Source organism: Brevibacillus sp. GCM10020057, from assembly GCF_042683565.1.
Taxonomy (GTDB): Bacteria; Bacillota; Bacilli; order Brevibacillales; family Brevibacillaceae; genus Brevibacillus.
Map to the genome: position 1 here is coordinate 463,588 of NZ_JBHUJW010000043.1, position 26,530 is coordinate 490,117.

The following is a 26,530-nucleotide window of genomic DNA, read 5'->3' on the forward strand; positions in this document are numbered from 1 at the left end:
ACGGGTATGAGTACCCAGCATCGGGATTACGAACAGGAACAGAAGAAGCTCGATGAAACGATCGCGATCATCGACAGGGAAATCGCGCAATTGCGCGAGGATATTCGGGAAGCGACGGACGATTACGTAAAGCAGGTCGTGAATTCCAAAAAGGCAAAAGACTTGCGATACCTGGAAGATCAGGGGCGCGAGAAGCCTTACTTTGGCAGGGTTGATTTTCTGAAAGACGAAGTATACGAACTCGATCAGGTGTACATAGGCAAACGGGGGATTGTGCGCAGTGACACGTTTGACTCGGTCGTCGTGGACTGGAGGGCGCCAATTGCCAGTCTGTATTACTCCGGGGAAAGTAAGGATGCTTTTTACCGGATGGGACGAGAAATTGTGCGTGGGGAAGTTACCTTGAAGCGCAATTTTGCCATCGAAAACGGGAAAATCACAGGGATCTACGACGGAGCGGTAAAAGAAACGATTCATCGGGAAATGAGCGATCCCGACGATTTCTTGCAGGAAGGCTTCATCGACGAGTTTCTCGCGGCCAATCTCAATCAGACCAATGACAGCCGTCTGAAAGATATCGTGGCGACGATCCAGTCGGAGCAAAACGACATTATCCGGGCAGAAAAAGAACGCCCCATCGTCGTCCAGGGGGTAGCAGGCAGCGGAAAAACGACCATTGCGCTGCACAGGCTGTCGTATTTGATCTACAACTATCAGGATACGATGATGTCGAAAAAGTTCATGGTGTTTGCACCTAACCGGATGTTCCTTACGTACATCTCGGACGTCTTGCCGGAATTGGGCGTGGATGATGTCCAGCAATCGACCTTCGTAGATTGGGCTGCACGCCTCGTCAAGCCGCTTTTGCCCAAGGGCTGGAGAATCCTTAGCCCGGACAAACCGCTTTCGCTGTTTTTTGAAGACGGACAGGACGTGCGGGAGCAGGAGCTTGCGCGCAACAGGCTGTGCTTCAAAGGCTCGCTTGCGTGCAAGGATGCGCTGGAGCAGTACATCCGCTTCGTCATCGAGACGAGGATTCCGTTCAAAAAGCTGAGCTTTCAATACAGCAAAACCAAGCAAGTCTTTACGATCAGCGGCGATTTCATCCGCCAGAGCTTTCTGCAGCAATTTGCCAACCTGCCGTACCAACGCAGGCTGGATGCGCTGCGCAAGCATCTCAAGCAGGAAATGAACAAGCAGATGTTCGCGCATTTGCGAGAGATGAAGATTGATTTGGACAAACAGGGTCTGGCCAGGTTTGAAAAGATGCTGGAGCAAATTCTCGACCAGTACATGTCTTCCTTTCCACAGCTCGATGTGTTTGCTGCCTACAAGGAATTGATGACGGAGGAGAGCCTGCTGCGGCAACTGGTCTCTCACGAAGTCGACGATGCAGTCTTGCGTGATGTCTGCCAATCTTCCCGCGCCCTGTTTGCCGAGGAGCGGCTGGAGACCGAGGATATTGCTCCTTTGCTCTACTTGCAGCACATTGTCGAAGGGATGAGCAAAGCGGAGCACTTCGACCATACCGTGATCGACGAGGCGCAAGACTTGAGCGCGCTGGAAATCGCAGTCGTTGCATTGGCGACGAAAAATCAGTCGCTGACGATCGTCGGGGATATTGCCCAAGGGATTCATTCGTACCGCGGCATTCACGCCTGGGAGGAGCTGACTGCGGGCGTTTTTCAAACGATGCGGCCTGCCTATTACACTTTGTCGCAAAGCTATCGTTCGACCATTGAGATCATGCGCTGCGCCAATGAAGTGCTGCGGCAAATCGAGCTTCCCGAGACGGTGCTTGCGAAGCCGGTCCTGCGTCACGGAGAAAAGCCTGTCATGGTCATCGCTGAAACTCGCACCGAGCTGTGGCAGGACGTGGCCGAACGCGTCGCTTCGTTCCAGGCAAGCGGCTTCCAGACGATTGCGATCGTCACCAAGACAATTGGGGCGAGCAAAAAAGCATTCAAAGGGTTGCAGGACAAAGTCGCTGAGCTTACACTCCTTAGCAGCAAAGACAGCCAGTTTCCAGGCGGCGTCACCGTCATGCCGGCTTTTTTGACCAAAGGGCTGCAATTTGATGTGGTCATTTTAATCGACGTTGAATTGTACTCGGACTCCGAACGGGATGCCAAGCTGCTTTATGTGGCGATGACACGCCCTGTGCACCGGCTGGTCATGACGCATATCGAGGGCAGCGTGCCGGCGCTATTGCAAGAGCTGCCTGACGAACTATATACCCGGGCGTAAGTCCTTTCTAAAAGCAAACCCCCTGCCAATCTGGCAAGGGGCTTCTTCCTTTTTAGTGGTCGCCGGTATTTCCTTTGGAAGGATTGGTGATGACAAAGCCCTCTTCCGGCAAGTACAGGTAATCGAGGATAATCCCGTCCAACAATGGTTCATTCTTCTTCACAATGACGTCAATCTCTTTGTCTGTGGAGATGACTTCGTCTTCTGCGGTAGGTTTGTCCAGCGCGAGACCGTAATGCGCATGGTCGCCGTGAGCATGTGTGATGTAGACGCGAAGCTTCAACTCTTTGTCTTCTTCTTGCTCCATGATCGTTTTCAATTGTTTCGCTGCATTGCGCGTGATTTTCACGTTCATTGGACAGGTCTCCTAACATTTGTGTATGTACCTCCTCCATATTAGCAAAGAGGTAATTCCGGTTGCAATGTGGAAAGTGTACAGATCCGTGACAATGAAGGGAAGAGAAACCGTGAAAACGATTGATTTGCGCAGCGACACCGTTACCAAACCGACAGATTCGATGATCCGGGCAATGGCCGAGGCAGAGGTGGGCGATGACGTCTACCGGGAGGACCCGACCGTCAACCGTCTTGAGGAAATCGCAGCAGAGCGATTGGGCAAGGAAGCTGCCCTGTTTGTTACCAGCGGTACGCAAGGCAACCAGGTCGCCGTCTTGACGCATTGCGGAAATGGTGATGAAGTGATCGTGGAGGCTGACTCCCATATTTTTTATTACGAAGGAGGCGCGATGGCGGCGCTCGCAGGCGTGCAGACCCGGACCCTGGCCGGCGTGCGCGGCGCCTTGCGTCCGGAAGATGTGGAAAAGGCGATTCGCCAGGCGACCAACATTCACTTTCCCCGCACGAAGCTGATCTGTATGGAAAATACGCACAACCGCGCGGGAGGAGCCGTCATTTCTCCCGCACAGATGAAAGGTGTCTACGACGTTGCGCAAAAACACGGCATTCCTGTCCACCTAGACGGCGCGAGGTTGTTTAATGCGGCCGTTGCATTGGGTGTCGATGTCCGCGAGCTTAGCCGGTATACGACCTCTGTTCAAGTGTGTCTCTCCAAAGGCTTGAGCGCTCCTGTCGGTTCCATCCTGGCCGGGGACAAAGCTTTTATCGAAGAAGCGAGATGGTGGAGGAAAAAGCTCGGCGGCGGACTGCGCCAGGCTGGCTACTTGGCGGCGCCGGGCATTATCGCCTTGACGGAAATGACGGAGCGGCTCGCGGAAGACCACGAGCGGGCCGAGCAGCTGGCAGAAGGCTTCCGCCGCCTTTCGCTGGAGGTCGAGCCGGTCGAGACCAACATCGTGCTGGTGAAAACGGACGCCATCGGGCAGACAGCGGTCGATTTTTTGCGGCTGTTGGCCGAGCAGGGCGTCTACGCAACTGACTTTGACGAATACGTCGTTCGCTTTACGACACACCGCCATATTACGGAAGCAGATGTCAAACACGCCCTTGACACAGTAGAAGCTTTGCTCCATCGCGTATCTTAAGCCCGTTAACAGTGAGGCTCCGACCTGTACGCTTGTAAACGGGGCGCAAAAAGACGGTCAAACAGCATCCGCTAATCGGCAACGAGACATAAAACAGCCCCGCGCATCTGCCCGGGGCTGTTTCGGTGTGTAAATCTGTAGTGCCAAAGAAATACTATAGCTATCCAAACTAGGGCAAATGAGGGATGACCATGATAACGACCAGAGATCGCCAGCGAATTCAAGGTCAAATGCAGCGGGACGAGAGCAAGATCGTCAATCTCGTGTTGAGCGATGCTCGGCAGGTGGCGGGAGAAATTGAAAAAGCCACCCACGAAGGCATCTACCTGGTCGATGGAAGTTATTACGAATACGCCAATATTAAAGAAATCAACGGCTTGTAAGAAATTACAACCTCGGCGCAGGGAAGAAGTGGCGCAGGCCGTCGGGCAACTCCTTTTGCCACAGGCCCCAGACGTGGTTGCCCGGCTTTTCCCGATAAGACAACGTCGCTTGCTTGGTCGTGAGAATTGTTTTTGCCGCACGGTTCCACTGCACGAAGTCAAAGGTGCCCATATGCGTCTCCACCGCGCGTTCATCCAGGCCGACAACCATCCAGATGTCGAGCCAGGACAAGCTGTCGGTCTGCTCGAGTGCGTCTAGCGTAGGCTGGAAAAAGGCGCCCGACAGCGCGAGCACTTGCGAAAAGACGTCGGGCCTCTCCAAAGCCAGATGCAAAGACACGGTTCCGCCCAGAGAGTCGCCGGCGAGCACGCGGGAAGCGGGATCGCGCCGCACCGGATAGCGTTCTTCGATAAACGGGACGAGCTCTTCGATGAAAAACCGCTTGTACGCCGCATTGCGCGATCCGACAGGCGAGTATTCGCTCGTGCGCTTGCTCCTCTCTACCGAAACTCCGACGATGAGGAACGGCTCGATGCCTTCCTCCAAAATGAGCTGATTGGCGATGGTCGCGATTCGGCCCATCGTAAAGAAGTCGTTTCCGTCCTGGCAGTAGACGACAGGATAGGAGAGAAGCTCGTTATAGCCGGGCGGCAGGTACACTTTGACGGAGCGGGGAGTGTCCACGTGGATGCTGGGCACTTCTTCTTTTATGATCGTTCGTTTTACATACTCGGACATTTTCTCACCACCAAAATCTGCTTTTTTGCAAAGAAGTCCTTGAAATAAACTGATACAGCTTATATAGTAAATGATAACAGAGCGGAAATAAACCCTGTAATATCAATACTATAACACATTGAACAGACGATTTGTCTGCAGTATAACAGGGTGGAATCAGGAGGATCTGTAAGCCCTTTCCTGTAAGTTCCAGCTGTTCTTTTTCTTTCAGGGTATCCTTCGGCAGCTTTCGCGATTCTCGACTGAACGGACAGTCGTCCGTGAGAAGCGTGCGAGATCCTGGGACCCTTTAATCCAGTGACGAGGTGAATGTGATGAGCGTAACCACTGCTGTTGAACAAACAGGGAACAACGCCCCGCTGCAAATTCTTGCTCCGGACGGTACGGTTGTTCGTCCTGACTTGATGCCGAATCTCTCCGATGATGAACTGCGCGAACTGATGCGCAAAATGGTATTTACCCGCGTATGGGACCAACGCGCGATCAGCCTGAACCGCCAGGGCCGACTGGGTTTCTACGCACCGGTAGCAGGTCAGGAAGCGAGCATGATCGGTTCCGAAGCAGCTCTTTCCAAAGAAGATTTTATCCTGCCTAGCTACCGCGACATTCCGCAAATGGTATGGCATGGTTTCCCATTGCATCAGGCATTCCTGTACTCCCGCGGACACATCGAAGGCGGACGCATTCCAGAAGGCGTAAACGTCTTGATGCCGCAAATCATCATCGCAGCGCAATGTACACAAGCGACCGGTGTGGCGATGGGCTACAAGCTGCGCGGCGAAAAACGCGTTGCGATCAACTACTTCGGTGACGGTGCGACTTCCCAGGGTGACTTCTACGAAGGGATGAACTACGCAGGCGTGTACAAGCTGCCTGTCATTTTCTTCTCCCAAAACAACGGCTATGCGATTTCCCTGCCGTTTGAAAAGCAAACGGCATCTGAAAACATCGCCGTAAAAGCGACAGCGGCTGGTATTGCCAGCGAGCGCGTAGACGGCATGGACATTTTGGCTGTTTACCATGCGGTACAAAAAGCGAGAGAGCGCGGCATCAATGGCGAAGGCGCAACCTTGATCGAAGCGCTGACCTATCGTTATGGCCCGCATACCATGGCGGGTGACGACCCGACCCGTTACCGCACAAGCGAAGAGCAAAGCGAATGGGAGCTGCGCGACCCGCTGATCCGCTTCCGCAAGTTCCTCGAAGCGAAAGGCCTGTGGAATGAAAAAGACGAAGAAGCAGTGATTGAAGAAGCGAAAAAAGCAGTCGCAGATGCGATCAAAAAAGCGGACGAGACTCCGAAAATGAAAGTATCTGAACTGATCGACGTAATGTTCGAGACACTGCCGCCAGCATTGGAAGAACAAAAGGCAGAATACCTGGCAAAGGAGTCGAAATAAGCCATGGCACAAATGACAATGGTTCAAGCCATTACGGACGCAATGCGCGTGGAATTGAAACGCGATGAGACCGTCCTTGTCTTCGGGGAAGACGTAGGGAAAAACGGCGGGGTGTTCCGCGCGACAGAAGGATTGCAAGCTGAATTTGGCGAGCAACGTGTATTCGACACTCCACTTGCGGAATCCGGTATCGGTGGTCTGGCTGTCGGTCTGTCGATCAATGGCTTTCGTCCGGTAGCCGAGATCCAATTCTTTGGTTTTGTATTTGAAACATTCGACGCAATTGCTTCTCAAGCGACTCGTATGCGTTACCGTTCCGGCGGACGTTTCCACAGCCCAGTGACATTCCGCTCCCCGTTCGGCGGCGGCGTGAAGACACCTGAGCTGCACGCGGACTCTCTGGAAGGCTTGATGTTGCAAACACCAGGTCTGAAAGTAGTTATCCCTTCCAACCCGTACGATGCAAAAGGTCTGTTGATCTCCGCAATTCGCGACAACGATCCGGTCGTATTCCTGGAGCACATGAAGCTGTACCGCTCCTTCCGCCAAGAAGTACCAGAAGGCGAGTACACCATCCCGCTCGGCAAAGCGAACGTGGTGAAAGAAGGTACGGACGCGACCATCATCACGTATGGCGCTATGGTGCACACCAGCCTGAAAGCTGCAGAAGAAATCGAGAAAGCGCGCGGAGCAAAGGTAGAAGTCATCGACCTGCGCACCATCAGCCCGCTTGATATCGATACCATCGTGGAATCCGTGAAGAAAACCAACCGTGCGATCGTCGTGCAGGAAGCGCAAAAAACGTCCGGCGTTGCAGCGGAAATCATCGCACAAATCAACGAGCGTGCCATCCTGCACCTGGAAGCGCCAGTATTGCGCATCACCGCGCCGGATACCGTTTATCCGTTCGCGCAAGCAGAAGACATTTGGCTTCCGGACGTGAAGCGCGTCGTGGACGGCTTGACCCAAGTGCTTGATTTCTAGGCAAAGCTGACTTAATCGGCGGAAAGATGAGAGCTTTCCGCCTTCTTTAGGCAAAATACGGCGAAGTGTGTATAAGGAGGAGATATCGTGAGTCGTTTTACATTCAGACTCCCGGAGCTCGGCGAGGGCATCCATGAAGGCGAAATCGTCAAATGGCACGTACAGCCGGGAGATTCCGTAGAAGAAGACCAAGTCATTATGGAAGTGCAAAATGACAAGGCGGTAGTAGAAGTGCCATCGCCTGTAAAAGGGAAAGTTCTCGAGCTGAAAGTGACAGAGGGCACTGTCTCCGTAGTCGGAGATCCGCTCATCGACTTTGAAGTGGAAGGCGATGTTCCGAACCTGCCAGACCACGGTCACGGCGATGCGCCTGCGGCTGAAGCTTCCGCACCGGCAGACAAAATGGAGCCAGGCTGCGACATCGGCTCCCAAGTGAGCGCGAATGCAAACCAGTCGCTGGAAACGCCGATGGCAACAGCTACAGCGACAGCAGTAGCGGCACCAATTGACCGTAAGCATGTACTCGCGACTCCATCCGTACGCAAATACGCTCGCGAAAAAGGCGTACAGCTGGCGAACGTACCAGGCACAGGCAAACTCGGGCGCATCACGCGCGAAGACATCGATCGCTTCGTAGCGGGCGGCGCGGCACCTGCAGTCTCCGCAGCAACTGCAGTATCGGCTGATGCAGCGGTTGCAGCACCAGAAGCAGCTGCAGCTCCAACAGGGGTAGCACAAGCGGCGGCAACTCCGACGGTTCACTACACGCCGTCTGCAGCTGGCGAACTGGAAGAGCGCGTACCGCTCAAAGGCATCCGTAAAGCGATTGCAAAAGCAATGGTGAAATCCGCTTATACTGCTCCGCACGTGACGATCTTCGACGAAGTGGATGTAACGGCGCTCGTGGCCATGCGCAAAGACGCCAAACCGTTGGCTGAAGAGCGCGGCGTGAAACTGACCTACTTGCCGATGATCGTCAAAGCGGTAGTAGCCGGTCTGAAAAAGTTCCCGGAACTGAACGCATCGATCGACGATGAAAAACAAGAAGTAATCTATAAAAAATACTACAACATCGGGATTGCCACATCGACGGATGACGGTCTGCTCGTGCCTGTCGTAAAAGCAGCGGACAGCAAATCGATCTTCCAAATCGCTGGCGAAATCAGCGAACTGGCGAAGAAAGCCCGCGACCGCAAAGCAACGGCAGACGAGTTGAAAGGCTCTACTTTCAGCATCACCAATATCGGTTCTGCTGGCGGTATGTTCTTCACTCCGATCATCAACCATCCGGAAGTGGCGATCTTGGGTGTAGGACGAATCAGCGAAAAACCGATTGTGAAAAACGGCGAAATTGTGGTTGGCCAAATGCTGCACCTGTCTCTCAGCTTTGACCACCGCCTGGTTGATGGCGAGCCGGCTCAACGTTTCGTCAACTACGTGAAGCAGCTGCTGGAAAACCCAACACTGCTCGTCATGGAGGGGTAATAAGCGATGGTAGTAGGTGAATTTACGACAGAAGTAGACGTGCTTGTGATCGGTGCAGGTCCAGGCGGATACGTGGCGGCCATTCGTGCCGCCCAACTGGGCAAATCCGTTGCGGTTGTGGAAAAAGCAGATCTGGGCGGCGTATGCCTGAACGTAGGCTGCATTCCGTCCAAAGCGATGATCCATGCAGCACATACGTATGAGCACGCACAACATACTGCATCCATGGGGATTACCATGGAGAATGTGAAAGTGGATTTCGCCAAAGTGCAGGAGTGGAAAAACGGCATCGTCAAACAATTGACCGGCGGTGTCAGCTCCCTGTTCAAAGGCAACAAAATTCAGGTCATCCCTGGAGAAGCGCTGTTCGTGAGCGAAAACGAAGTGCGTGTATTCCACGGCTACGATGTGAACCGTTACCGCTTTGAGCATTGCATCATTGCGACCGGTTCCCGTCCGATTGAGCTGCCTGCATTCCCGTTTGGCAAGCGCGTGCTGTCTTCCACGGATGCACTCAACCTGACCGAGCTGCCAAAGAGCCTCGTCGTCATCGGCGGCGGCTACATCGGCATCGAGCTGGGTACCGTCTTCGCCAAGTTCGGGACGAAAGTGACCATCCTCGAAGGCGCAGATCATATTTTGCCGGGCTTTGAGCCAGACATGCCTCGCTTGGTTGAGCGCAAGCTGAAGAAGCTGGACGTTACCATCCATACCAAAGCACTCGCCCAAGGCATGGAAGAAACCGAGAACGGCGTAATCGTCACCGCTGAAGTCAAAGGCGAGCAAGTCAAAATCGAGGCGGAATACATCCTCGTGACCGTAGGCCGCCGTCCAAATACGGACGAGCTGGGCGTACGCGACATCGGCATGAACCTGACCGACCGCGGCTTGATCGTCGTAGACAAACAAGGCCGCACCAACATCCCGAACGTGTATGCGATCGGCGACATTGTGGCAGGTCCGGCACTGGCTCACAAAGCATCCTACGAAGGAAAAGTGGCGGCAGAAGCAATCGCGGGCCATCCTTCCGAAGTGGACTACAAAGCGATCCCGGCTGTCGTATTCTGCGACCCTGAAATCGCTAGCGTCGGTCTTAACGAAACAGAAGCAAAAGAAAAAGGCATCGACTACGTCGTGGGACGTTTCCCGTTTGCAGCGAACGGACGCGCGCTGTCCGTCAATGCCGGCGAAGGCTACGTGAAGCTGATCGCGGAAAAGGGAACCAACCTCGTGCTGGGCGCACAAATCGTGGGCGCAGAAGCATCGAACATCATCGCAGAGATCGGACTGGCGATCGAAATGGGAGCGACGCTCGAAGATATCGAGCTGACCATTCACGCGCATCCTACTCTGGGAGAAGTAACAATGGAAGCGGCTGAACTGGCGTTGGGTCATCCGATCCATGTCATGAAATAACAGCCGTTGTCAACAGAAGCCTTGTGCCATCATAGGTGCAAGGCTTTTTCTTCCCACAGCTCCCCTTTCCACAGGTACTTTAATCATGTAAAATAGTGGGAGACTGTAGTTGGGTGGGGGGTCGGCAGCATGAAGATTACCAATCAGATGATTGATGACTTGCGCAGCAAATTGGAACGAGCAGCAAAAGATGCAGGTTACAATTTTCTTGACCCTGAAATCGTCAGGATAAGTCAGCAACTGGACAAGTTGATCGTCGCTCATATGCAACTTGAAAAACGCCCTTTATAGGGCGTTTTTGGTGGATGGAAACGGGGATACAAACGAGTACAGCAGATGCGCATTCATGCCTTTTTTCGTGAGTGTCGGCGCGGAAAAGTAATAATGGCTCGGATACAAGATCAGATGCTGTGCTTCACAATCGGGGCCAGGCGCCGGACAGGAGAAGCTGTTTGTTTCCGCATCGTAGCGGATTTCAGGCAACAGCGTCTGCAGGTAGGCGAGAAGCCTTTCCTTTGATTGTACGGCATTGTGAATTTTTTCTGCCTCCGCAACAAAGAGCGGAGCGATCCCTTCCCAATTGTTCTCAAAGGACAGCTGCCAGTAGGAGGAAATAAACAGGCTGAAGCGGCCTTTCACATAGTCAGTATCTTCGCGCAGGTCAGCAGCAATTGGCGGAGCCGGATGATGCTCCTTCCATGCCTCCAGTTGAGGGAGAAGACTGCGCACAAATGTTTCGGTTGGAAGTGTGACGAAATATTCGTATTGGTCATCGACCGCCATGACTCCTTTCGTCTGCAACGGGTCGAACGAATCGGGAATTCCGTAACGAAACAGCGGCAGGAGGTACTCCCAGTCCTTCAGCAATCTAGCTGCACGCAGGGTAGACAATTTTCCGTCGACCCAATCGGCGAACAGGGCAGGGGGAGACGGCTGAGCGAGAGTATGCAAACTAGCTGCCAACTCGTACAAAGGAGACACGCTGTAGCTGATCACATGGGACAGCGGGCCAGAAATCGGTAGTGAAATGGTCATCATCGTTATGTACCTCCAACAAGAATACTGCCTTCATCATAGAGCATCCTTGTGGGACAATTCAATCTTTTTGATGTAAAAATCAGGAAAGGAAATCCCCCCGGCCAGCAGAGAGCCGAGGGGATTTCTCACCGATTAGCCTTCACGAGTTTTAATGGAGCGGCTGTGGTTCTGCTGCTTCACTTTTTTTGAGCCAGGCAGCGGTTCACCGGTTTGTTCGATGCCTCTTGCTTCATTATTATAGGTCTGATGGGGATTCTCGTCCAATATGTGGTCCTTTTCCATGCAAACAGCTCCTTCCATCTGTAACTTTTCCTAGTTTGGCGCAATCAAAGGATGACGAACCATAGGAAAAACTGGTATTCTATAAGGAAGCATGTCCTCGGCGATTGGCAAAAAAACAAGGTTGGCACGCACAAGATAGTCTTACATAATGTATATTATGTAAACACGAAGGTACAACCATCTGAACGGCTTCCCGAGTGAAAAGGAGAAAATCTATGCCACTATTGATCGCACCTGTCTTTAATTCGACAACGCCGCAGCCGGTCCGGATCGATATGCCCAATTCATACACGCTTATTTCGGGTGCAGAAAAGCCGTATCAGGTTGCATCGCGCTATCTGCGCAACGAGATGGACGAGAACCGGCGCATGTTCGATAAACGTGTGGATCTGACCAGCCTGTTTCTCGTGGGCGATTATCCGGAGATGAGATTGACCGAGGACCGGGAATGGATTGAAGAAATCGAGAACAAACTGAACCTCGCGTCCAGGGAAGGCATTTGCTCCATTCCGTATGTCATTACGGCCAAAGCCAATTTGTATGGAATCACGTATTTGAAGCGTTCGCTGGACGGCCCAAAATATATGTTTCGCGAGGAAGAGCAGCGCATCTTTCTGGCATTGCTGGAGCGAGAGTTGCCGAAGCTGGCATTTCGCCGTTACTCGCTGTCGCTGGAGAAGAAAAGCTATGAGGATCAACTGCTCGATCTGTGGATCGGTCTGGAATCGCTCTTCGTCCCTGACGGCAAAAAAGGGGAGATCACCTACAAACTGCGGCTGCGCATGGCCTACTACTTCGGAGATTCTCTGAAGCAGCGGGAAAAAATTGCACAGTTGATTAAAAAATCGTACAATCATCGCTCGGAGATTGTTCATAGCGGTAAAGTGTTTGGCCAAGCGCTTGCCGAGGAAGTGGGAATCCTGCGCCTGCTGGCACGCGCCGCGATCCTGAACGTGGCGATGGAAGGGATTACGCTCCAGGATTTGCGCATGCGCCTGGATCAATTAATTTTGACAGGGGATAGTTATTTTGAGCGCTATCACCCGACCTTTTTTGAGAGAATTCATTTGTAAACCTCGCAGAGGAGACAGATCAGGAGGAAGAACATGAGTGTTTTGATTGTAGAAAATTTATCCCACGGTTTTGGGGACCGTATTTTGTTTCGTGATGTGTCTTTCCGCTTGCAACCGGGCGATCACGTAGGTCTCGTAGGGGCGAACGGAACCGGGAAGTCGACGATGATGGGCATTTTGACCGGACAGAACATCCCGGATAGCGGCCGCATCGAGTGGATGCCCAAGATTCAGTACGGCTATCTGGATCAGCATACGAAGCTGGAAGCGGGCAAGACGATCCGCGACGTGCTGAAGGATGCTTTCCTCCCATTACTGGAGCAAGAGGCCGAGTTGATGAGCATCGGGGAAAAGATGGCGGAAGCATCGCCGGAAGAACTTGAAGAGTTGCTCGAGCGCATGGGGGAAATTCAAGATAAGCTGGAGACGAGCGGATTTTACCTGATCGACGCCAAAGTCGAGGAAATCGGCAATGCGCTCGGGCTGAGTGCCATTGGGCTGGATCGGGATGTCGCAGCCTTGTCCGGCGGCCAGCGGACGAAGGTACTCCTAGCGAAGCTGCTATTGGAGCAGCCAACGGTCCTGCTGCTGGATGAGCCGACCAACTATTTGGATGAAGAGCATATCGTCTGGCTGAAAAATTATTTGAAGGACTATCCGTACGCCTTCATCCTGATTTCCCATGACACATCGTTCATGAATGAGGTCGTCAACGTCATCTACCATCTGGAATTTACCAAGCTGAACCGCTATACCGGCAACTACGAGTCTTTCCTGGCGCAGTCAGAGATGAAGCGCAACCAGCACATCGACGCGTTCGAGAAGCAGCAGGAAGAAATCGCCCGCATGGAAGACTTCATCGCCCGCAACAAGGCGCGTGCTTCGACGACGGGACGGGCCAAGAGCCGGCAAAAGCAGCTCGACAAGATGGAGCGCATCGACAAGCCGGAGACGGCGGCGAGGCCAACTTTTATTTTCAAGGAGTCGCGGGCGAGCAGCCGCTTCGTCGTGGTAGCCGAGGATCTGGAAATCGGCTACACCCATCCGCTTCTGCCGAAACTGAGCGTCAAGCTGGAGCGCGGCGAGAAGGTGGCAATCGTCGGTATGAACGGGGTCGGGAAATCGACTCTCCTGAAAACGCTGCTCGGCGTCATCAAACCGCTCGGCGGCAAACTGGAGCGGGGAGATTTCCTGCACCCGGCGTACTTCGAGCAGGAAGTGAAGCCGAAGCCGATCACGGCGCTGGAAGAAGTGTGGAACGAATTTCCGTCGATGAACAACCACGAGGTGCGCGGAGCACTCGCCCGCTGCGGCCTGAAAAACGAGCACATCAACCGCAACATGAACGCCCTCTCCGGGGGAGAGCAGGCAAAAGTCCGTCTGTGCAAGCTGCTTCAGCGCGAGAGCAACTGGCTCGTATTCGACGAGCCGACCAACCACTTGGACGTCGTCGCCAAGGAAGAGCTGAAACGCGCGCTCAAGGAGTTCAAAGGCACCGTCCTGTTGGTCTGCCATGAACCGGAATTTTACGAGGATTGGGTGACCCAGATTTGGGATGTAGAAAAATGGAGCCTGGAGCAAGCGAAGACGCCGATCAGGCTGTAAAGCGAAAAAGGAAGATTGGAAACAGGCAGCGCCACTGAATTTGTGTGCTGCCTGTTTTTTGTACAGTTATTTCATTGCATGGCATACGCTTGGTCAGCCAATCACATCGCGCAGATCAGATAACAGCCCAGGCGTTTGGCAGGAAACGGCCGCGGGAGTACGGGCAGGATGTTTTCGTGATCGCTTCCCCTTTGTAGAGCATCATGGAGCTGGACCCGCCGTCCATCGCCATGGCGTTTACGACGCCCCGTTCCTCCAGCAGTTCGGCGAGATCATTCATGCTGGCGCCGATGGAATGTCCGGGCTGTCGTCCGTCAATGACGACGAACAGGATCGTTCCGTCTGCTTTTTGTCCAATCGCTGTCCGCGGCTGGATGCCCCAGCTGCGGGCGGGCTTGTCCGTAAACAGGTTTTTTCCGTTTACGATCAGCTGCGGACGGAAGCTCATGGCATCCCGTACGCCCATCTTTACCAGCTCTTCTGCTGTGTAGCTGCCGGTAACAAGCTTGCCGTCATAAGTGATACCAAGGGCAGTCTCGCCGCTTTTGGGGTTGTAGCGCTGCAAAATTTTGCCGTCGTGGATGACGACGCCGTACGCTTTCGCCCCCTTTCCGTAGCCGTCTGGGTCGGAAAAGCCGCTGGCGTTGACAATCCCGATTGCATTCGATTTTTTGACGAACTCATCGAGCAGGTCCCCGCGATCTGTGCGGTTCGTGACGAGCAGCTTGACCCTTTTTGGATCGTGGATGTACATGATTTTGCCTTTGAAGTAGTAATTGTCCTTTTTCACATTGATTTCTTCGATGTCAACCAATTCCTTTGGCTTCTCGGGCAAGGGATCGGCGACTGGTTTGACGGCAGGCACCGCTTCCGGATCGTTCTCCGAATTGATGACTTCCGGGTGTTTGATCTCTTCTTTTAGCGCATTGAGCTTGTCCGCAGGTAAAAACGTATACGGGGCCCAGTAGTCGTGCTGCGTGGTGAGGAGCGTTCCGGCTGCCCATTCGCGTAGATCCTCGCCCTTCTCGGTGCCAAACAGGAAAGCGATGCCGCCAAGAATGAAAAAGGCACACGTGCAAAATGTAACAAGGAGCAGGCGTTTGACCAGACGCCACGGCCGCCTTGCCTTTCGCTTGCTGCGCTTGTAGGATTGTGTTCGGGATAATGTTTGCATGAAGACTCACCTTGCCATTTCATCAAAATACTCGTTACTTAAAAGGACGTTAAAATAGGTAAAAAGTTTCAGGGAAATAACAGAAGTCTGATGCGGGCAGAATACCATCAGGAGGTGAGCCATGTGCGCGGCTTCGATCAACAATTCCAAAAGGAAATAGAGGCTTACCAGCAGGGGCCAAAAGGCACACGCAACCAAACGACCAGCCGGGATCGCCACGACCTGCAGGAGAAACAGGAGACCCGCAAAGATTCCAACAACGGCTAATCGTGAAGGGCGAAGTCCGACCGGATTTCGCCTGCTTTTGTCTGCCTAAGGCATCCTCTGTTTCCCTCGGGCGAAATGTGTGGTAAGCTAACCCAATGCAAGATTTTTCACGCCAGGAGGGTTTTTGTGAGTACCACGTTTGCTGAATTACACATTCGCGCGCAGCTTGTAGAGTTGTTGCGCGAACGAAATATGGAGAAGCCGACGCCTGTTCAGGCGGAAGCGATCCCGCTCATTCTGGAAGGTCGGGACGCTTTGGTCGAATCTCCCACCGGGACGGGCAAGACATTCGCCTATTTGCTGCCGCTGCTGACCAAAATCGACCTGGAGCGCAAAGACGTGCAAGCCATCGTCCTGGCTCCGACGCATGAACTGGTCATGCAGATTGCGCGGGAAGCGGAGCGGCTGCTGCCGACTCATGAGCATGCCGTGGCGCCGATCATTGGCGGCGTCGATGTCAAGCGCCAGATCGAACGCCTGAAGAAGAAGCCGGTGCTCGTGGTCGCAACGCCGGGACGGCTGCTGGAGCTCATCGACCAACGCAAGCTGAAGGTGCACGAGGTCAAAACAGTCGTCGTGGACGAGGCGGACCGCATGCTGGACGCGGGCTTCGGCAAGCCTGTGGCAGAGGTCATGAAGCGCACCTTGCGCGATACGCAGCGCCTGCTTTTTTCCGCTACGCTGCCAGCTGGCGTCGTGGAGGCTTCCGAAGCGTTTACGAAAGATGCTGCCGTCGTTCGCGCCGCCGCGCCTGAAGGGGCTGCTGGCGTCGCCCATATGTATCTGGTCAGCGATCCGCGCAAAAAAGTGGACACACTGCGCCGACTGCTGCGGCTGGTCAACGCGCGTTCGTCGATTGTTTTTGTGAACCAGATCGAGAAGGTGGACGAGATCGTCTCCAAGCTCAACTACCACCATTTGCCGTGCCGCTTGCTGCACCGCGACGCGGCCAAGGAAGAGCGGGCGCGGACGCTGCAGCAGTTCCGCGACGGCGTTTTCCCGGTTCTCATCACGACAGATGTGGCTGCGCGCGGGATCGACATTCCGGAGGTAGAATGCATCGTTCATTTTGACCCGGCCACCGATGTCGATACGTACGTGCACCGCAGCGGACGTACAGGACGCATGGGGCGTGCGGGGCTGGTGTTTTCCATTATCACTGGCAAGGAGCGTTTTATTCTTCAAAAGTTTGCATCCCAGACAGGTCTTGCGATCGCAGAAAAAATCATGTCCCACGGGGCACTAAAGGACCCGCGCCCGATGGCAAAGGGCGAAGGGAAAACTGGCAAGCAGCAAGGGATGACTGCCCATTCGCGGGGGAAGACTGCCAGGTCCCAAGGAAAGGCCGCTGCGCCGCAAGGGAAGCCGCAACCGGCTGCCGGCAGACCGTCTGCAGCCAAACCGTCCGCCTCTGCAAATCGCAAATCGCGTACATAAGAAACGCGGCTTTGGAACAAAGTAGACAAGGAAGAAGAACCACTCTTGTCTGCAGGAGGTTTTCATGCGCAAAGATCGATTGTACGAAGAAGATTTGTTGGTGAATGGCACAGTAGGAGGAGAAGTGTTGAGCAAGCACGAGCGGCAGACGCTGAAGCGGGAAGCCGGAGAGCTGAAGGAAAAAATAGAGAAGGCCAAAAACGAGCCGATCTCCGAATGAAACGAAAAGAGCAGGGCGGCTGCAGGAACAATCACTGCGGCTGCGCTGCTCTTTTGCTGTCAGGGCTTAGTTGGCTGCTCCGTGGGGTGGGCGGCGGAATCGCCTGAATCTGTATCTGCGATAAAGCGCCTTACATCGTCCAAAAAGCTGCGGACATCCGGATACGCCTCATCGATTTGCAGCAGGCGGCGGATCATCTGGCGAACGGCCGGCGACAGCGTCAATTCCTCCTCCCAGCTCCGCTCTGGCTCTCCGTCCTGCGGGGTATAGCCGGAATAGAGCAAAAAGAGGAAAAAGTGGCCAAGGGCGTACAAGTCGCTCGAAGGTGCCACCTCCCGTTTCAGCTGTTTTTCGACGGAGTAGGCGGACAGCGCGTCGGCCGCATAGGTGGGGCTGTCCCCGATGAAACGGGCCAATCCGAAGTCGATGAGATATGGTTCGCCGTCGTGCCAGATCACGTTGGGGATGCGCACGTCCCGATGGATTACCTGATTCTCGTGGAGTTGCGCCACGATTTCCCCGATTTTTCGCATCAGCAAGGCGGCTGAACGCTCGTCCATGACAACTTTTTGCTCAAACAAGGCTTCCTCCAGGGTCGGCCCCGCGATAAAGTTCATAACGAGAAACGAATCCCGCTTGTATGTAAAAGATTTCAGCCAGCGCGGAATGCGGGGGTGGGAGAGAGAGGCCAGCACCTTTTGCTCGTACGCCTGCATCGCTTCCCCTTTGGGCGAGTGCCGCAGGCTGGGTTTCACCTGCTTGAGCACCACTTGCTCGCCGCAGGTCAGGTCAGTCGCGAGATAGGCGATGCCGTAGCTGCCCATCCCCAGCACTTTGTCAATCCGGTAGTGGTCGATCTGCCGCCCTGTCGGGTAAGGCCGGTCGCGAAAGGTCTCGTTCCACCACGCCATCCATTTGTTCCGCATCGTATGCTCCCCCCCTGCACCCATCTTACCACGATTGGCAAAAATGGCTGACCCTTTTTCCCGAGGTTTGCTATAATCGATTCGTTACATGCAGATAGGAGCGGTACAAGCGATGAAATTTATCATTGATTGGCTTTCCTTTTGCCTGATCGAGCAGCCGCAGGAGGATGGCACGAAACAAGTCAAAATGACGCGGTATTTGAACCACGACGAATATGAGAAAAGCGAGCTGCGCGACTTTCTGGACGGTGAATTCGCCCGCATCGCGAAGCGCAAGGTAGAGCTGAATCCGAAGACGGAGGGCACTCCCACCAAGCTGGGGCAGTTTGTGCTGGAGCCGGGACATCCGCTGGACTCCAATCCGAATTACGCGCTGTTGCAACGCTTGCTCACGGCCGAGACCTCCGGCGAGAGCAAGGAGCCTTGTCAGGAGTTGTTGCAGTCGTATTTGCGCACGTCGCAGGTGCGGGGCGGCGTCCTGATTGTGGTGAGGACGCGTCTGGAGCTGTTGGACGAGCGCTACGTCTTTATTTTGAAGTGCGATTTTGAACAGAAGACAGCTGTCATTACCGATGAAAAAAGCTTGATCTCGAATGTGCGGATGGCGATCAATGCGAAAAACATGAAGTCACTCATGTATCCGTACATGATTGAATCCGGCATGAACGATCCGTACCATGTGAAAATCCATCAGTTTTCCCATGCACGTTACTTTGAGGAGTTCCTGCGCTTCATTGAATACCCGCAGACGGTCACGCAGATCGTCCATGAGGAAGTCATTTCGCTCGCCAGACAGCATATCGAGTACACATATCCGGAAGCGACGGAGGAGCGGCAGCGGGAGGAAGAAGCCATTGAGCTGATTGCGGCCAGCCCGAAGCGGGAGCTGGCGGAAAAGTGGGAGCACGAGACCGTGATGGAAGCCATGCAGATCATTACGGATCGGCAGCCGGAAGTAGAGCTGAAGTTCAAGCTGGATCATATGCAAGTACGCACATTGCTGGCGGACTATGGGACCAGCCTGCACATCGCCAAAGTGAATGGCCGGTATTTAATTCTGCTGGAAGGGGAGCAGCTCCAGTTCGAGCGCGGGGTGTCTCCCGTCGAATTTGTCAAACCGAAAGCGTTGGCTGATCTCGTCCGGGAAATCGAGGCGCGCAGTTATGCGGCTCCCGAGGTTACCTCGGCGCGTTCGGTCGATGACGAAGACCGGCCGCCTTGGGAATAGAGAGGAACGTTGAAAGATGGAAAAAGTGATGCGGCAAAAGGCGGCAGCAGCCGTTGCAAACAGCCTGCAAGGGCAGGAGCGAAACATCTACCCGGTGCTGCGGCACGCTTCGTTGCTCCGGAAATACCCGGATCGCTGGGTGTCGAGACCCCATACGGCAGAGACCGCTGTTTTGTATGCGCTGGACATCGGAGAGGGCTACCTGTTGATCGAAAGGGGCATGCTGGAGAAGGCAGGATGGAGCGAGGAGCATTTGCATCAGCTCGCGCTGGAAAATTTGCAGGCGCTGCCCTATACGGTCAAGACGCAGGAGCTAGGGGGCAATCGCATTCATTTTATCAGCCCGACGGACGGGTACGCAGCCAGTCGGATACTTCTTGCGTCTCTGCTGCCAACGTTTGCGCAGCAAAAGCGGGGAGGACAGCTGGGAGTAGCGGTTCCCCATCAGGATGTGCTGATCGTCGCCGAGCTTGATGGGAATGCGGGCGCGCATCTTTTGGCGCGTCTGACCTACGATTTTGCCTCCAAAGGGGAAGTTCCGATCTGCCCCCTCCCCTTTTTCTGGGAGGATGGCGAGCTGACGCCGTTTCTCGTCGTCTCGCACGGCGGCCATGCGGCAATCGAGCGGAGGGACGGCTTGCAGCTATAAATTCGTAAAAAGATCCGCTTCCTCCGGCAAGGCAGGAAGCGGATTTTTTCATACGCGCTCGAGCGGACGATGGGGCTCCGGCGGAAGCACCACTTCGATCGAATCGCCCGCACGAACGGGACCGCTGGCGAGGACGATGCCCATGACGCCCGCTTTGCGAATGAGCCGGCCGTCTTCATCCCGGTCGATCAGCGCTTGCATCAGTCCGTCCTGAAATTGGTTCAACTGTTGACAAGGGTTGCGCAGACCGGTGATCTCCACCACAGCGGAAGGGCCGATGCGCAGGAGGGTTCCCGTCGGCAGATCAAGCAGCGAGAGATTGCGCGTAGTAATATTCTCACCAATCTGCCCGGGGGATACATGAAAGCCTGCCTGCTTTAATTGTGCAAACAGTTCGGAATGAATCAGATGCACCTGACGCAAATTCGGCTGGGTCGGGTCCTGAGCGACACGCGAGCGATGCTTGACTGTCTCTCCCATGTGGGCATCGCCTTCGACACCACGTCCTGCCAACAGCTGTATCACATCAGTATTCGTTTTGCTGAACGTATGCGTGCGGCTGACACTCACGGCTACGACTTCTCCGGTTCCATGTGCCATGGCAACAACACCTCCAACGCCATTGTACGCCTGGAAGGGAAGGGTGGCGAGCCATTTTTATCCAGACAGCTCAAATTATCCAGGCTAGCTTCCACCGCCCCGCCCGCTTGCCAGGCACAGTTCCATAAATCTCCCCGACTCGTGGATCAGCCAGTACGGGATGCGCGGCCCATAGATGTACAAATCTACGGCGGTAGACAGCATCGTCTCGACACGCCTCCAGTCGCCCATCAGCCGAGCGGCTTCCCCCATGCTCATCCACGGATACAGATCGCCTGTCTGAAAGGTCTCGAAATGGGGAAAGGCCTCTGTGATTTTCGCGTAGAGCGAGGCGGCCTCATCAGGGGGCGCCGAGCCGTACATGATGGGAAAGGCTTGCGAGGTGACGTCCGGATACCACTTGCGCCAGCCGGGGTAGCGATTGTCGTAGACGGCGAAGCTTTTGCGCCGCGGGCAGTACATCGAGCGGATGCCTTTTCGGCAGGCAGCTGCGCGACGGGCGGCTTCCTGTTCGGCGTCCTCATCGCCGAGCATGGAAAAGACAAATGCGGCATCCTCGAACCCTTTGGCCACCTCGCAGTTGTCCATCAAATACTTTACGCGATAGGAACGTTTCGCCCAGGTCAGCCCGTCTTTTTGCTGCAGCCGCCCCACAGCCTGCATCAGGGCAGCGAGTTCTTTCCCGCGGTACGTGAGCCACTCCGTCTCTTTGCTGGCGCGAATCCAGGCTGCCAACAGGCTGAATAGGGTCGCATGGTAGCTGTCCTCGCTGTCCGCCTTGCCTGTATCGACCTCCTCTGTTCCTTTCAGACGAAAGTCGTTGATATAGCCATGCTCGCCTACGTGATGCAAGTACCAGTCGACATAACGGCGAACCGGCTCCCATTCCCGCAGCTGCACGAGCGAGATGAGAGCCAGGTTTGCAAAGTACGGATTGATCTGATCGCTTTTGGGCGACAGGCGAAAAGCCCCGCTGGGCAGCTGGCAGGCCAGAAGGTACGCTTTTTGTCCTTCCACCGTCATTTCCATGGGGAGAATGTCCCTCCATTTCCCGATTGGCTAGGTGAGGGCTGTGGCGAGCCAGACGCCGTACTCGATCCATTGCAAGGCGCGCGCATAGTCTGCGGTGTCGATCGGCGGCAGCTTTGCCGGCTTCTCGACCTCATCCAGCCATTTATGATCGCGGAACCAGTCCGTTCCATCTGCAGGCGTGTGCGGGATGTCCGGCCACGCGGCAGCAAGGGGAGGACTGTACAGCTTTTGTCGCCCCGGCCGCAGCTCGGTTCCGTCCAGATGCAGTCGGTATGTGCGCTCCCTGTGCCCATCGCCGCACTGCTGATCGGGCCTGCGCGGCGTAAACAGATGTGGCCAGTAATCGGCGCGGGAGCCCGAGTGGGGAATCCGGAAAGCGAACTGGCGAATTTGCTTCAGGCGGCATGGATCGGCATAAAGGAGATGGTAGAGCGTCTTGCCGATCGTGATGCGTTGATCGACATCGGCAAAATGCTGGACATTCAAACCTGTCAGGCTAAGCCTGCGGTCTGTCGGATGGGCTTTGTACGGAAAAAGCACGTGCGACAGGGACAGCACCGACTGTACTACGTAGGCAAAGGTGGCAAAGACGCGATGTAGCGCGGGCGGTTTATGTATGAGGCGCTGCTCGATATATTGCTGCTCGTTGATGATCAAGGCGTGGGTCAATCGCTGCGGACAAGGCGCGCGGAGCTGCTTTTGCCAAAACGGCACCATGAAAGCAGAGACGCCAAGGGAAGGAAGCAGATGGGTGAGATCGACACTGGTCTTTTTCATCTCGGCATACAACAGTAACTGGGGATAGGCGTCGTGAAAAATGAGCCAGTTGCTCCTCTCCAAAAACCAAAAAAATGACCGCATCGCCTGCTCGTCCATGAGCAGCGGGAGCCATTCCCCTTGCAGGTCCGTCATGTTCCATCCGCCGTTGCGGGAGACCAGATGGGCAAGCAGTGCCCAGTGAATCTCTTCGTGCTGGCGGTAAAAAGTCAAGTAGGCTTGCGTCCGTGTCACGTTGTTGCGATTTGCCAGGGCAGTTTGTCTGCGGATGGTCGCGATCAGCGCCTGTTCATCCTGGGTAAACAGCTGTTCTGCCATATCGTTTGCTCCTCAGTGTGTCAGTGAGAGTGGGAAGAAAAAAGCAGGTCCAGATGGCGACCCGCCCTTGTTCAGCCAATCATTTCCAGGACGAGAAGCCGAATCAGCAGTTTTTCTTTCGCTTCTTCCCATGTGTCGGCAAAAATGACCACATGCTCGGATTGGTACTCGGTTTCTGCGACAAACATACCGTCTTGTTCGTAAATGTTCATAGAAGATCGTCCTTTCTGCTACTTTCAAGCATTGTATGCTATCATGGAAGGAATGATGCATACAAAATCAGGGAAGCACAGCAGGAGAAAGGATGAATCTTGTGCAGATCGTACTGACAACAGAGGCAGCAGAGCGCATTGCTGCCGCAAGCCGCCCGGACAAAGTCATTCGCGTAAACGGCGAACTTGTCGGGGGATGCAATATGGATGTGGATTACAGTTTGTACTGGGACGAACCCCAACCGGCCGATCAGGTCATTCAACTGGATGCCATGACTTTCGTCGTGGACCCGGAGACGGTCCGCTACATCGACGCAGACAGGCTGACCATTGATTTTCGGCCGCAGCAAGGGTTTCGGTTGGTGACGCCGCAGCAATTTTTGGCGTATGGCATTCAGCTCAAGGAGCGTTGGACCTAGAGTACGCCGTTCACTTCGGGAGGAATTGCAATAGAAAAGCGAGAATGCCGGCAGCGATCAGCGGGCCGACTGCCACTCCCCGAAAAAACGTCACACCAATGATCGTGCCCAGCAGCAGTCCCGTGACGATCAGCGGATTTTCCGCCATCAGCGAGGTGCCCTTTCCCGCCAGATAGGCGACGAATATGCCGATCAGGACAGCCAGTATGGTTTGCCAATGGGTAAAGAGCGAAAAGATGGAGTCGGGCTTGATTTTTCCGCTTGCCAGCGGGGTGAGAATACCGAGCGTCAGGACGATGATCCCGACGTGAAGTCCGTACTGCTCCAGAAAAGGGAAAAACCGCTCCAGCGACAGCAACCGCAGCAAAAGCAAGATCGCCACGGCAATCGACACCGTGGCATTGTTGCCGACGACACCGAGAGCGAGCAGCAAGAGCAGGGTGATGTTGATCCAGTCCATGTAGGCAAAAGCTCGCTTTCGTTTTTTTTGATAGTATATCCGTGAGGCTTGTGCCGCGTGCCGGCACGGGCGCAAGAAAAGGGACGAGGTGCCGATCACCTGTCCCTTTTTGTTTTTTGAATCAGCCGTACCAATCTTCCAGCATGCCGACGGGAAATCCGGTCTGCTCCTCGGAGCCGGGAAAACGGCCCCAGGCAAAGACGCCGTTAAAATAATCGATGGTGAACGGTTGGTCGTGTTCAGGCACACTGTATTTCCCGCCGATGCGAAACTCGTCCGTACCCAGGTAATACGATTTGGCCATAAAATATTTTTGCTGGATGATGCTGAACTGGGACTCGTCTCCCGCGTTCTTTTTCTCCTCTGCTTGCAGGCGGAGACGCTCCATCTCTTCCTGTAGTTCTGCCAACGTCATTTGACTGTACAATCGCACGATCAAGCCTCCTTTCCTGACAGGTATATTGTAGCAAAAGACAAGGGAAATGGCGATGGATGGAGAACTCTTTATTTGGTATTCCAGAAAGGAGAGTGGGACAATTGACACGATTTGATTTGACAGGAAAGACTGCGATTGTGACGGGAGCGGGCAGAGGAATCGGAAGGGCATTGGCAATCGGCCTGTCTGAGGCTGGCGCCCAGGTGGCAGTTGTCGCGCGTACGGAGAACGACTTGCAGGAGACGGTACAGGCGATCGAAGCGATGGGCAAAGTGGCGCATCCGATTAAGGCTGATCTGACCGAACCAGGAGCTGCAGACAAAGTGGTGGCGCAGACGACAGAAGCGCTGGGAGGCCTGCACATCCTCGTCAATAACGCGGGAATGAACCTGCGAAAAAAAGCACTGGAAGTCACAGAGGAAGACTGGGATCGCGTGGTCGATCTGAATTTGAAAGCGGCGTTTTTCATGGCACAGGCAGCGGGCAAGGTCATGTGCGAGCAGCGCTACGGACGAATCGTCAACATCGCTTCGGTAGCAGGAGTGGTAGCGTTGCGCACAGGAGTGGCCTACGGATCGAGCAAGGCGGGACTCATCCATATGACCCGTGTGCTGGCTTTGGAATGGAGCAAATTCGGGGTCAACATCAATGCGATCGCTCCATGGTACTTCCGCACTCCCTTGACGGAAGCCCTGCTCCAGGACGAGGCGTACGTGCAGGAAATTTTGCAGCGCACTCCGAGCGGGCGTATCGGGGACGTGGAAGATCTGGTGGGCCCCGCCATTTTCCTCGCCTCCGACGCAGCAGCCTACATAACCGGACAGACCATCCCGGTAGATGGCGGCATGACTATCTACGGTTTTTAAGTCGATACAGAGGTGGGACCGATGATCAGCATACAGCTTGCGGGTGAGGAACAGGCAGCGATTGCCTGCTGGGAAGGCAGGGCGGCGAGCATGGTCCGCTTTTCTAAGCAGGAAGACAGTCTGTATTTTTTCCGTTTGTCCGTCGATCCGCAGATGCAGGGAAAAGAAATTGGCCGCGCGTGCAGGCACTTTGGGTATTCCGGTCGCGCATATGCAAAAAGTGCTCTCCGTTTGAAATCCAGGTAAAAAAAGAGGCATTCCCGGAGGGGAATGCCTTAAGTGTTGGGGGCGATTGAGAAAAATACCGATTGGTCCAAAGAATATGTTTTGCTCTCACCCAAAACATATCGGGAGCCAACTATGTCTGGTGTCAACAGGGATGCGTGATCCCCGGTGTCTACGCGGATAAGTCATTCAAGAAAAGAATATCGGGCTTTTTCTCAATGCGTTGAAAAAGTGCTTACATTTAGAGGTTAGCAAGGAAAAGTGAAATGTAGATAAAATAAAAATAAAGTATTATTAAATTTTGGGCTGCATGACTTTTTCAACGAAAGTCGTCGTCTTATCGGGCGAACATATGGTTGCCAATCACGACTGTTTGCTGACGCGACCAAACCCAGTTGGACGTCGCCGTGTCCGGATTAAAGAAGTAGAGGGAACCGTGGGTCGGATCTACTCCGTTAACGGCGTCCTGCACCGCTCTGCGCGTGCTTTCATTTGACTGTTGAGTCAGAGTGCCGTTTTGTACCGGCGAGAAAGCATTGGGAGCAAAAATGACCTCCCGAACAGAATGAGGAAATTGAGGAGACGCTACCCGATTCAATACGACAGCAGCAATTGCCACTTGTCCCTCATACGGTTCGCCACGGCCTTCCGCATAAACAAGCCGGGCGAGCAGTTCCATATCTCGCTCAGATATTTTTACTTTACCGTTGCGTATCACCTTTGGCCGCTGGTCTCGGCTGACCGAAACCTTCTGGCGCACAGTGGTTACATCTGGAGTATTCGGGATTGCTTTTGTTTTGGTTGCAGCAACTTGTTTCGGAGCAATCGGTTTTTCTGCAGGGGCAGTTGTTGCTTCTTTGGGATGGGGGGCTGATGCACTGGTGGGTGTGACGAAGAGGCATAAAAGCAATACACCAAAACTGTTGATCCAGAAGAAAAATCGCATTCGTGCTTCACGTGTCATCATGTAAGGAACCACTCCTTTTCGCTTTTTGCAAAAAACATGCGGAAGCGAATCGGGTCATATGCAAGTCTAAGGGCATTGTCCCGCAGATTCAAGAGGAAATTGGTTCCATGGAACTACTCGCGCTGCTTGCAATGTTTCCTTATGCTTACATTTCGGGATTGAA

At 54.2% G+C, this 26,530-nt stretch carries 30 protein-coding genes; 17 read left to right on the top strand and 13 right to left on the bottom strand.

Features of this window, described 5'->3' with window-relative positions; translation table 11 throughout:
- Positions 1–6 precede the first annotated feature (6 nt).
- Positions 7–2,247, top strand: a complete 2,241-nt coding sequence (locus ACFSO0_RS15920; RefSeq protein ID WP_376881837.1) for a HelD family protein — start codon at positions 7–9, stop codon at positions 2,245–2,247.
- Between the two features lie 52 nt (positions 2,248–2,299).
- On the opposite strand, the gene ACFSO0_RS15925 is transcribed toward ACFSO0_RS15920, so the two are convergent.
- Positions 2,300–2,602: a HesB/IscA family protein gene (locus ACFSO0_RS15925; protein ID WP_376881838.1), complete on the bottom strand. Its 303-nt coding sequence runs from the start codon at positions 2,600–2,602 to the stop codon at positions 2,300–2,302.
- Between the two features lie 112 nt (positions 2,603–2,714).
- Here ACFSO0_RS15925 and ltaE point away from each other — a divergent pair, with 112 nt between their 5' ends.
- Both ltaE and ACFSO0_RS15935 read left to right on the top strand, forming a co-directional pair.
- Positions 2,715–3,749 (top strand): low-specificity L-threonine aldolase, encoded by a 1,035-nt coding sequence (gene ltaE / locus ACFSO0_RS15930; RefSeq protein ID WP_376881840.1) that lies wholly within the window; start codon positions 2,715–2,717, stop codon positions 3,747–3,749.
- 191 nt (positions 3,750–3,940) lie between these two features.
- Positions 3,941–4,132 (top strand): hypothetical protein, encoded by a 192-nt coding sequence (locus ACFSO0_RS15935; protein WP_376881841.1) that lies wholly within the window; start codon positions 3,941–3,943, stop codon positions 4,130–4,132.
- A gap of 4 nt (positions 4,133–4,136) precedes the next feature.
- On the opposite strand, the gene ACFSO0_RS15940 is transcribed toward ACFSO0_RS15935, so the two are convergent.
- The gene (locus ACFSO0_RS15940; protein ID WP_376881842.1) at positions 4,137–4,871 is read right to left on the bottom strand and encodes an alpha/beta hydrolase; all 735 of its coding nucleotides are present in this window, start codon (positions 4,869–4,871) and stop codon (positions 4,137–4,139) included.
- Between the two features lie 314 nt (positions 4,872–5,185).
- On the opposite strand from ACFSO0_RS15940, the gene pdhA reads away from it, so the two are divergent.
- The 5 genes from pdhA to ACFSO0_RS15965 all read left to right on the top strand — a co-directional run bounded on the left by pdhA (position 5,186) and on the right by ACFSO0_RS15965 (position 10,447).
- Complete coding sequence (gene pdhA / locus ACFSO0_RS15945; RefSeq protein ID WP_376881844.1) at positions 5,186–6,271, top strand: pyruvate dehydrogenase (acetyl-transferring) E1 component subunit alpha; 1,086 nt, start codon at positions 5,186–5,188, stop codon at positions 6,269–6,271.
- Positions 6,272–6,274: 3 nt separating this feature from the next.
- The gene (locus ACFSO0_RS15950) at positions 6,275–7,255 is read left to right on the top strand and encodes an alpha-ketoacid dehydrogenase subunit beta (RefSeq protein WP_376881846.1); all 981 of its coding nucleotides are present in this window, start codon (positions 6,275–6,277) and stop codon (positions 7,253–7,255) included.
- A gap of 87 nt (positions 7,256–7,342) precedes the next feature.
- Positions 7,343–8,740, top strand: a complete 1,398-nt coding sequence (locus ACFSO0_RS15955; RefSeq protein WP_376881847.1) for a dihydrolipoamide acetyltransferase family protein — start codon at positions 7,343–7,345, stop codon at positions 8,738–8,740.
- A gap of 6 nt (positions 8,741–8,746) precedes the next feature.
- Positions 8,747–10,156 (top strand): dihydrolipoyl dehydrogenase, encoded by a 1,410-nt coding sequence (gene lpdA, locus ACFSO0_RS15960; RefSeq protein ID WP_376881848.1) that lies wholly within the window; start codon positions 8,747–8,749, stop codon positions 10,154–10,156.
- Between the two features lie 129 nt (positions 10,157–10,285).
- On the top strand, positions 10,286–10,447 hold the full coding sequence (locus tag ACFSO0_RS15965; RefSeq protein WP_376881849.1) for a Spo0E family sporulation regulatory protein-aspartic acid phosphatase: 162 nt from the start codon (positions 10,286–10,288) through the stop codon (positions 10,445–10,447).
- On the opposite strand, the gene ACFSO0_RS15970 is transcribed toward ACFSO0_RS15965, so the two are convergent.
- Both ACFSO0_RS15970 and ACFSO0_RS15975 read right to left on the bottom strand, forming a co-directional pair.
- Positions 10,442–11,194, bottom strand: coding sequence for a DUF5937 family protein (locus tag ACFSO0_RS15970; RefSeq protein WP_376881851.1), 753 nt, complete (start codon positions 11,192–11,194; stop codon positions 10,442–10,444). The two genes, ACFSO0_RS15965 and ACFSO0_RS15970, sit on opposite strands and share 6 nt — an antisense overlap.
- Positions 11,195–11,326: 132 nt before the next feature.
- Positions 11,327–11,476, bottom strand: coding sequence for a small acid-soluble spore protein P (locus ACFSO0_RS15975; protein WP_376881853.1), 150 nt, complete (start codon positions 11,474–11,476; stop codon positions 11,327–11,329).
- A gap of 215 nt (positions 11,477–11,691) precedes the next feature.
- Between ACFSO0_RS15975 and ACFSO0_RS15980 the strand changes: the two genes are divergently transcribed.
- Entirely contained in the window at positions 11,692–12,549 is an 858-nt protein-coding gene (locus tag ACFSO0_RS15980; protein ID WP_376881855.1) for a hypothetical protein, read from the top strand.
- Positions 12,550–12,582: 33 nt separating this feature from the next.
- A complete protein-coding gene (locus ACFSO0_RS15985; RefSeq protein WP_376881856.1) occupies positions 12,583–14,154 on the top strand; it encodes an ABC-F family ATP-binding cassette domain-containing protein in 1,572 nt (523 codons plus the stop codon).
- 115 nt (positions 14,155–14,269) lie between these two features.
- Here ACFSO0_RS15985 and ACFSO0_RS15990 read toward each other — a convergent pair whose 3' ends face one another.
- Positions 14,270–15,328 carry a phosphodiester glycosidase family protein gene (locus tag ACFSO0_RS15990; protein ID WP_376881858.1) on the bottom strand — a complete coding sequence of 353 codons (1,059 nt, stop codon included), beginning with the start codon at positions 15,326–15,328 and terminating at the stop codon, positions 14,270–14,272.
- A 123-nt stretch (positions 15,329–15,451) separates the two neighbouring features.
- Between ACFSO0_RS15990 and ACFSO0_RS15995 the strand changes: the two genes are divergently transcribed.
- The 3 genes from ACFSO0_RS15995 (at position 15,452) to ACFSO0_RS16005 (ending at position 17,252) form a co-directional block, all read left to right on the top strand.
- On the top strand, positions 15,452–15,595 hold the full coding sequence (locus tag ACFSO0_RS15995; RefSeq protein ID WP_376881859.1) for a hypothetical protein: 144 nt from the start codon (positions 15,452–15,454) through the stop codon (positions 15,593–15,595).
- A gap of 126 nt (positions 15,596–15,721) precedes the next feature.
- Entirely contained in the window at positions 15,722–17,032 is a 1,311-nt protein-coding gene (locus tag ACFSO0_RS16000; RefSeq protein WP_376881860.1) for a DEAD/DEAH box helicase, read from the top strand.
- A gap of 64 nt (positions 17,033–17,096) precedes the next feature.
- Entirely contained in the window at positions 17,097–17,252 is a 156-nt protein-coding gene (locus ACFSO0_RS16005; RefSeq protein WP_376881862.1) for a hypothetical protein, read from the top strand.
- 59 nt (positions 17,253–17,311) lie between these two features.
- Here the strand turns inward: ACFSO0_RS16005 and ACFSO0_RS16010 are convergent, their stop codons facing one another.
- Complete coding sequence (locus ACFSO0_RS16010) at positions 17,312–18,178, bottom strand: serine/threonine protein kinase (protein ID WP_376881863.1); 867 nt, start codon at positions 18,176–18,178, stop codon at positions 17,312–17,314.
- Between the two features lie 112 nt (positions 18,179–18,290).
- Between ACFSO0_RS16010 and ACFSO0_RS16015 the strand changes: the two genes are divergently transcribed.
- Complete coding sequence (locus tag ACFSO0_RS16015) at positions 18,291–19,406, top strand: DUF3900 domain-containing protein (protein ID WP_376881865.1); 1,116 nt, start codon at positions 18,291–18,293, stop codon at positions 19,404–19,406.
- Between the two features lie 16 nt (positions 19,407–19,422).
- On the top strand, positions 19,423–20,055 hold the full coding sequence (locus ACFSO0_RS16020) for a DUF1444 family protein (protein WP_376881866.1): 633 nt from the start codon (positions 19,423–19,425) through the stop codon (positions 20,053–20,055).
- 48 nt (positions 20,056–20,103) lie between these two features.
- Here the strand turns inward: ACFSO0_RS16020 and ACFSO0_RS16025 are convergent, their stop codons facing one another.
- The 4 genes from ACFSO0_RS16025 to ACFSO0_RS16040 all read right to left on the bottom strand — a co-directional run bounded on the left by ACFSO0_RS16025 (position 20,104) and on the right by ACFSO0_RS16040 (position 22,994).
- The gene (locus tag ACFSO0_RS16025) at positions 20,104–20,655 is read right to left on the bottom strand and encodes an MOSC domain-containing protein (protein WP_376881868.1); all 552 of its coding nucleotides are present in this window, start codon (positions 20,653–20,655) and stop codon (positions 20,104–20,106) included.
- Positions 20,656–20,739: 84 nt separating this feature from the next.
- Positions 20,740–21,684: a hypothetical protein gene (locus tag ACFSO0_RS16030; RefSeq protein ID WP_376881869.1), complete on the bottom strand. Its 945-nt coding sequence runs from the start codon at positions 21,682–21,684 to the stop codon at positions 20,740–20,742.
- Positions 21,685–21,714: 30 nt separating this feature from the next.
- Positions 21,715–22,782, bottom strand: a complete 1,068-nt coding sequence (locus ACFSO0_RS16035) for a DUF2515 family protein (protein ID WP_376881870.1) — start codon at positions 22,780–22,782, stop codon at positions 21,715–21,717.
- 71 nt (positions 22,783–22,853) lie between these two features.
- A complete protein-coding gene (locus tag ACFSO0_RS16040; RefSeq protein ID WP_376881872.1) occupies positions 22,854–22,994 on the bottom strand; it encodes a hypothetical protein in 141 nt (46 codons plus the stop codon).
- Positions 22,995–23,086: 92 nt separating this feature from the next.
- Here ACFSO0_RS16040 and ACFSO0_RS16045 point away from each other — a divergent pair, with 92 nt between their 5' ends.
- Entirely contained in the window at positions 23,087–23,413 is a 327-nt protein-coding gene (locus tag ACFSO0_RS16045) for an iron-sulfur cluster biosynthesis family protein (RefSeq protein ID WP_376881873.1), read from the top strand.
- Positions 23,414–23,423: 10 nt separating this feature from the next.
- Here the strand turns inward: ACFSO0_RS16045 and ACFSO0_RS16050 are convergent, their stop codons facing one another.
- A complete protein-coding gene (locus tag ACFSO0_RS16050) occupies positions 23,424–23,873 on the bottom strand; it encodes a DUF441 domain-containing protein (RefSeq protein ID WP_376881874.1) in 450 nt (149 codons plus the stop codon).
- Positions 23,874–23,994: 121 nt separating this feature from the next.
- Positions 23,995–24,306 carry a YfhH family protein gene (locus tag ACFSO0_RS16055; protein ID WP_376881876.1) on the bottom strand — a complete coding sequence of 104 codons (312 nt, stop codon included), beginning with the start codon at positions 24,304–24,306 and terminating at the stop codon, positions 23,995–23,997.
- Between the two features lie 104 nt (positions 24,307–24,410).
- Between ACFSO0_RS16055 and ACFSO0_RS16060 the strand changes: the two genes are divergently transcribed.
- Complete coding sequence (locus ACFSO0_RS16060) at positions 24,411–25,175, top strand: SDR family NAD(P)-dependent oxidoreductase (protein ID WP_376881877.1); 765 nt, start codon at positions 24,411–24,413, stop codon at positions 25,173–25,175.
- A gap of 562 nt (positions 25,176–25,737) precedes the next feature.
- Here the strand turns inward: ACFSO0_RS16060 and ACFSO0_RS16065 are convergent.
- The gene (locus tag ACFSO0_RS16065) at positions 25,738–26,367 is read right to left on the bottom strand and encodes a cell wall hydrolase (protein WP_376881878.1); all 630 of its coding nucleotides are present in this window, start codon (positions 26,365–26,367) and stop codon (positions 25,738–25,740) included.
- Positions 26,368–26,530: the final 163 nt, after the last annotated feature.

Bases quoted from the DNA above. Each gene is read 5' to 3' on its own strand.
- ACFSO0_RS15920 (WP_376881837.1), top strand. From the start codon at position 7: ATGAGTACCCAGCATCGGGATTACGAACAGGAACAGAAGAAGCTCGAT.
- ACFSO0_RS15925 (WP_376881838.1), bottom strand. From the start codon at position 2,602: ATGAACGTGAAAATCACGCGCAATGCAGCGAAACAATTGAAAACGATC.
- ACFSO0_RS15935 (WP_376881841.1), top strand. From the start codon at position 3,941: ATGATAACGACCAGAGATCGCCAGCGAATTCAAGGTCAAATGCAGCGG.
- ACFSO0_RS15940 (WP_376881842.1), bottom strand. From the start codon at position 4,871: ATGTCCGAGTATGTAAAACGAACGATCATAAAAGAAGAAGTGCCCAGC.
- pdhA (WP_376881844.1), top strand. From the start codon at position 5,186: ATGAGCGTAACCACTGCTGTTGAACAAACAGGGAACAACGCCCCGCTG.
- ACFSO0_RS15950 (WP_376881846.1), top strand. From the start codon at position 6,275: ATGGCACAAATGACAATGGTTCAAGCCATTACGGACGCAATGCGCGTG.
- lpdA (WP_376881848.1), top strand. From the start codon at position 8,747: ATGGTAGTAGGTGAATTTACGACAGAAGTAGACGTGCTTGTGATCGGT.
- ACFSO0_RS15965 (WP_376881849.1), top strand. From the start codon at position 10,286: ATGAAGATTACCAATCAGATGATTGATGACTTGCGCAGCAAATTGGAA.
- ACFSO0_RS15970 (WP_376881851.1), bottom strand. From the start codon at position 11,194: ATGATGACCATTTCACTACCGATTTCTGGCCCGCTGTCCCATGTGATC.
- ACFSO0_RS15975 (WP_376881853.1), bottom strand. From the start codon at position 11,476: ATGGAAAAGGACCACATATTGGACGAGAATCCCCATCAGACCTATAAT.
- ACFSO0_RS15980 (WP_376881855.1), top strand. From the start codon at position 11,692: ATGCCACTATTGATCGCACCTGTCTTTAATTCGACAACGCCGCAGCCG.
- ACFSO0_RS15985 (WP_376881856.1), top strand. From the start codon at position 12,583: ATGAGTGTTTTGATTGTAGAAAATTTATCCCACGGTTTTGGGGACCGT.
- ACFSO0_RS15990 (WP_376881858.1), bottom strand. From the start codon at position 15,328: ATGCAAACATTATCCCGAACACAATCCTACAAGCGCAGCAAGCGAAAG.
- ACFSO0_RS16005 (WP_376881862.1), top strand. From the start codon at position 17,097: ATGCGCAAAGATCGATTGTACGAAGAAGATTTGTTGGTGAATGGCACA.
- ACFSO0_RS16010 (WP_376881863.1), bottom strand. From the start codon at position 18,178: ATGCGGAACAAATGGATGGCGTGGTGGAACGAGACCTTTCGCGACCGG.
- ACFSO0_RS16015 (WP_376881865.1), top strand. From the start codon at position 18,291: ATGAAATTTATCATTGATTGGCTTTCCTTTTGCCTGATCGAGCAGCCG.
- ACFSO0_RS16020 (WP_376881866.1), top strand. From the start codon at position 19,423: ATGGAAAAAGTGATGCGGCAAAAGGCGGCAGCAGCCGTTGCAAACAGC.
- ACFSO0_RS16025 (WP_376881868.1), bottom strand. From the start codon at position 20,655: ATGGCACATGGAACCGGAGAAGTCGTAGCCGTGAGTGTCAGCCGCACG.
- ACFSO0_RS16030 (WP_376881869.1), bottom strand. From the start codon at position 21,684: ATGGAAATGACGGTGGAAGGACAAAAAGCGTACCTTCTGGCCTGCCAG.
- ACFSO0_RS16035 (WP_376881870.1), bottom strand. From the start codon at position 22,782: ATGGCAGAACAGCTGTTTACCCAGGATGAACAGGCGCTGATCGCGACC.
- ACFSO0_RS16040 (WP_376881872.1), bottom strand. From the start codon at position 22,994: ATGAACATTTACGAACAAGACGGTATGTTTGTCGCAGAAACCGAGTAC.
- ACFSO0_RS16045 (WP_376881873.1), top strand. From the start codon at position 23,087: ATGAATCTTGTGCAGATCGTACTGACAACAGAGGCAGCAGAGCGCATT.
- ACFSO0_RS16050 (WP_376881874.1), bottom strand. From the start codon at position 23,873: ATGGACTGGATCAACATCACCCTGCTCTTGCTGCTCGCTCTCGGTGTC.
- ACFSO0_RS16065 (WP_376881878.1), bottom strand. From the start codon at position 26,367: ATGATGACACGTGAAGCACGAATGCGATTTTTCTTCTGGATCAACAGT.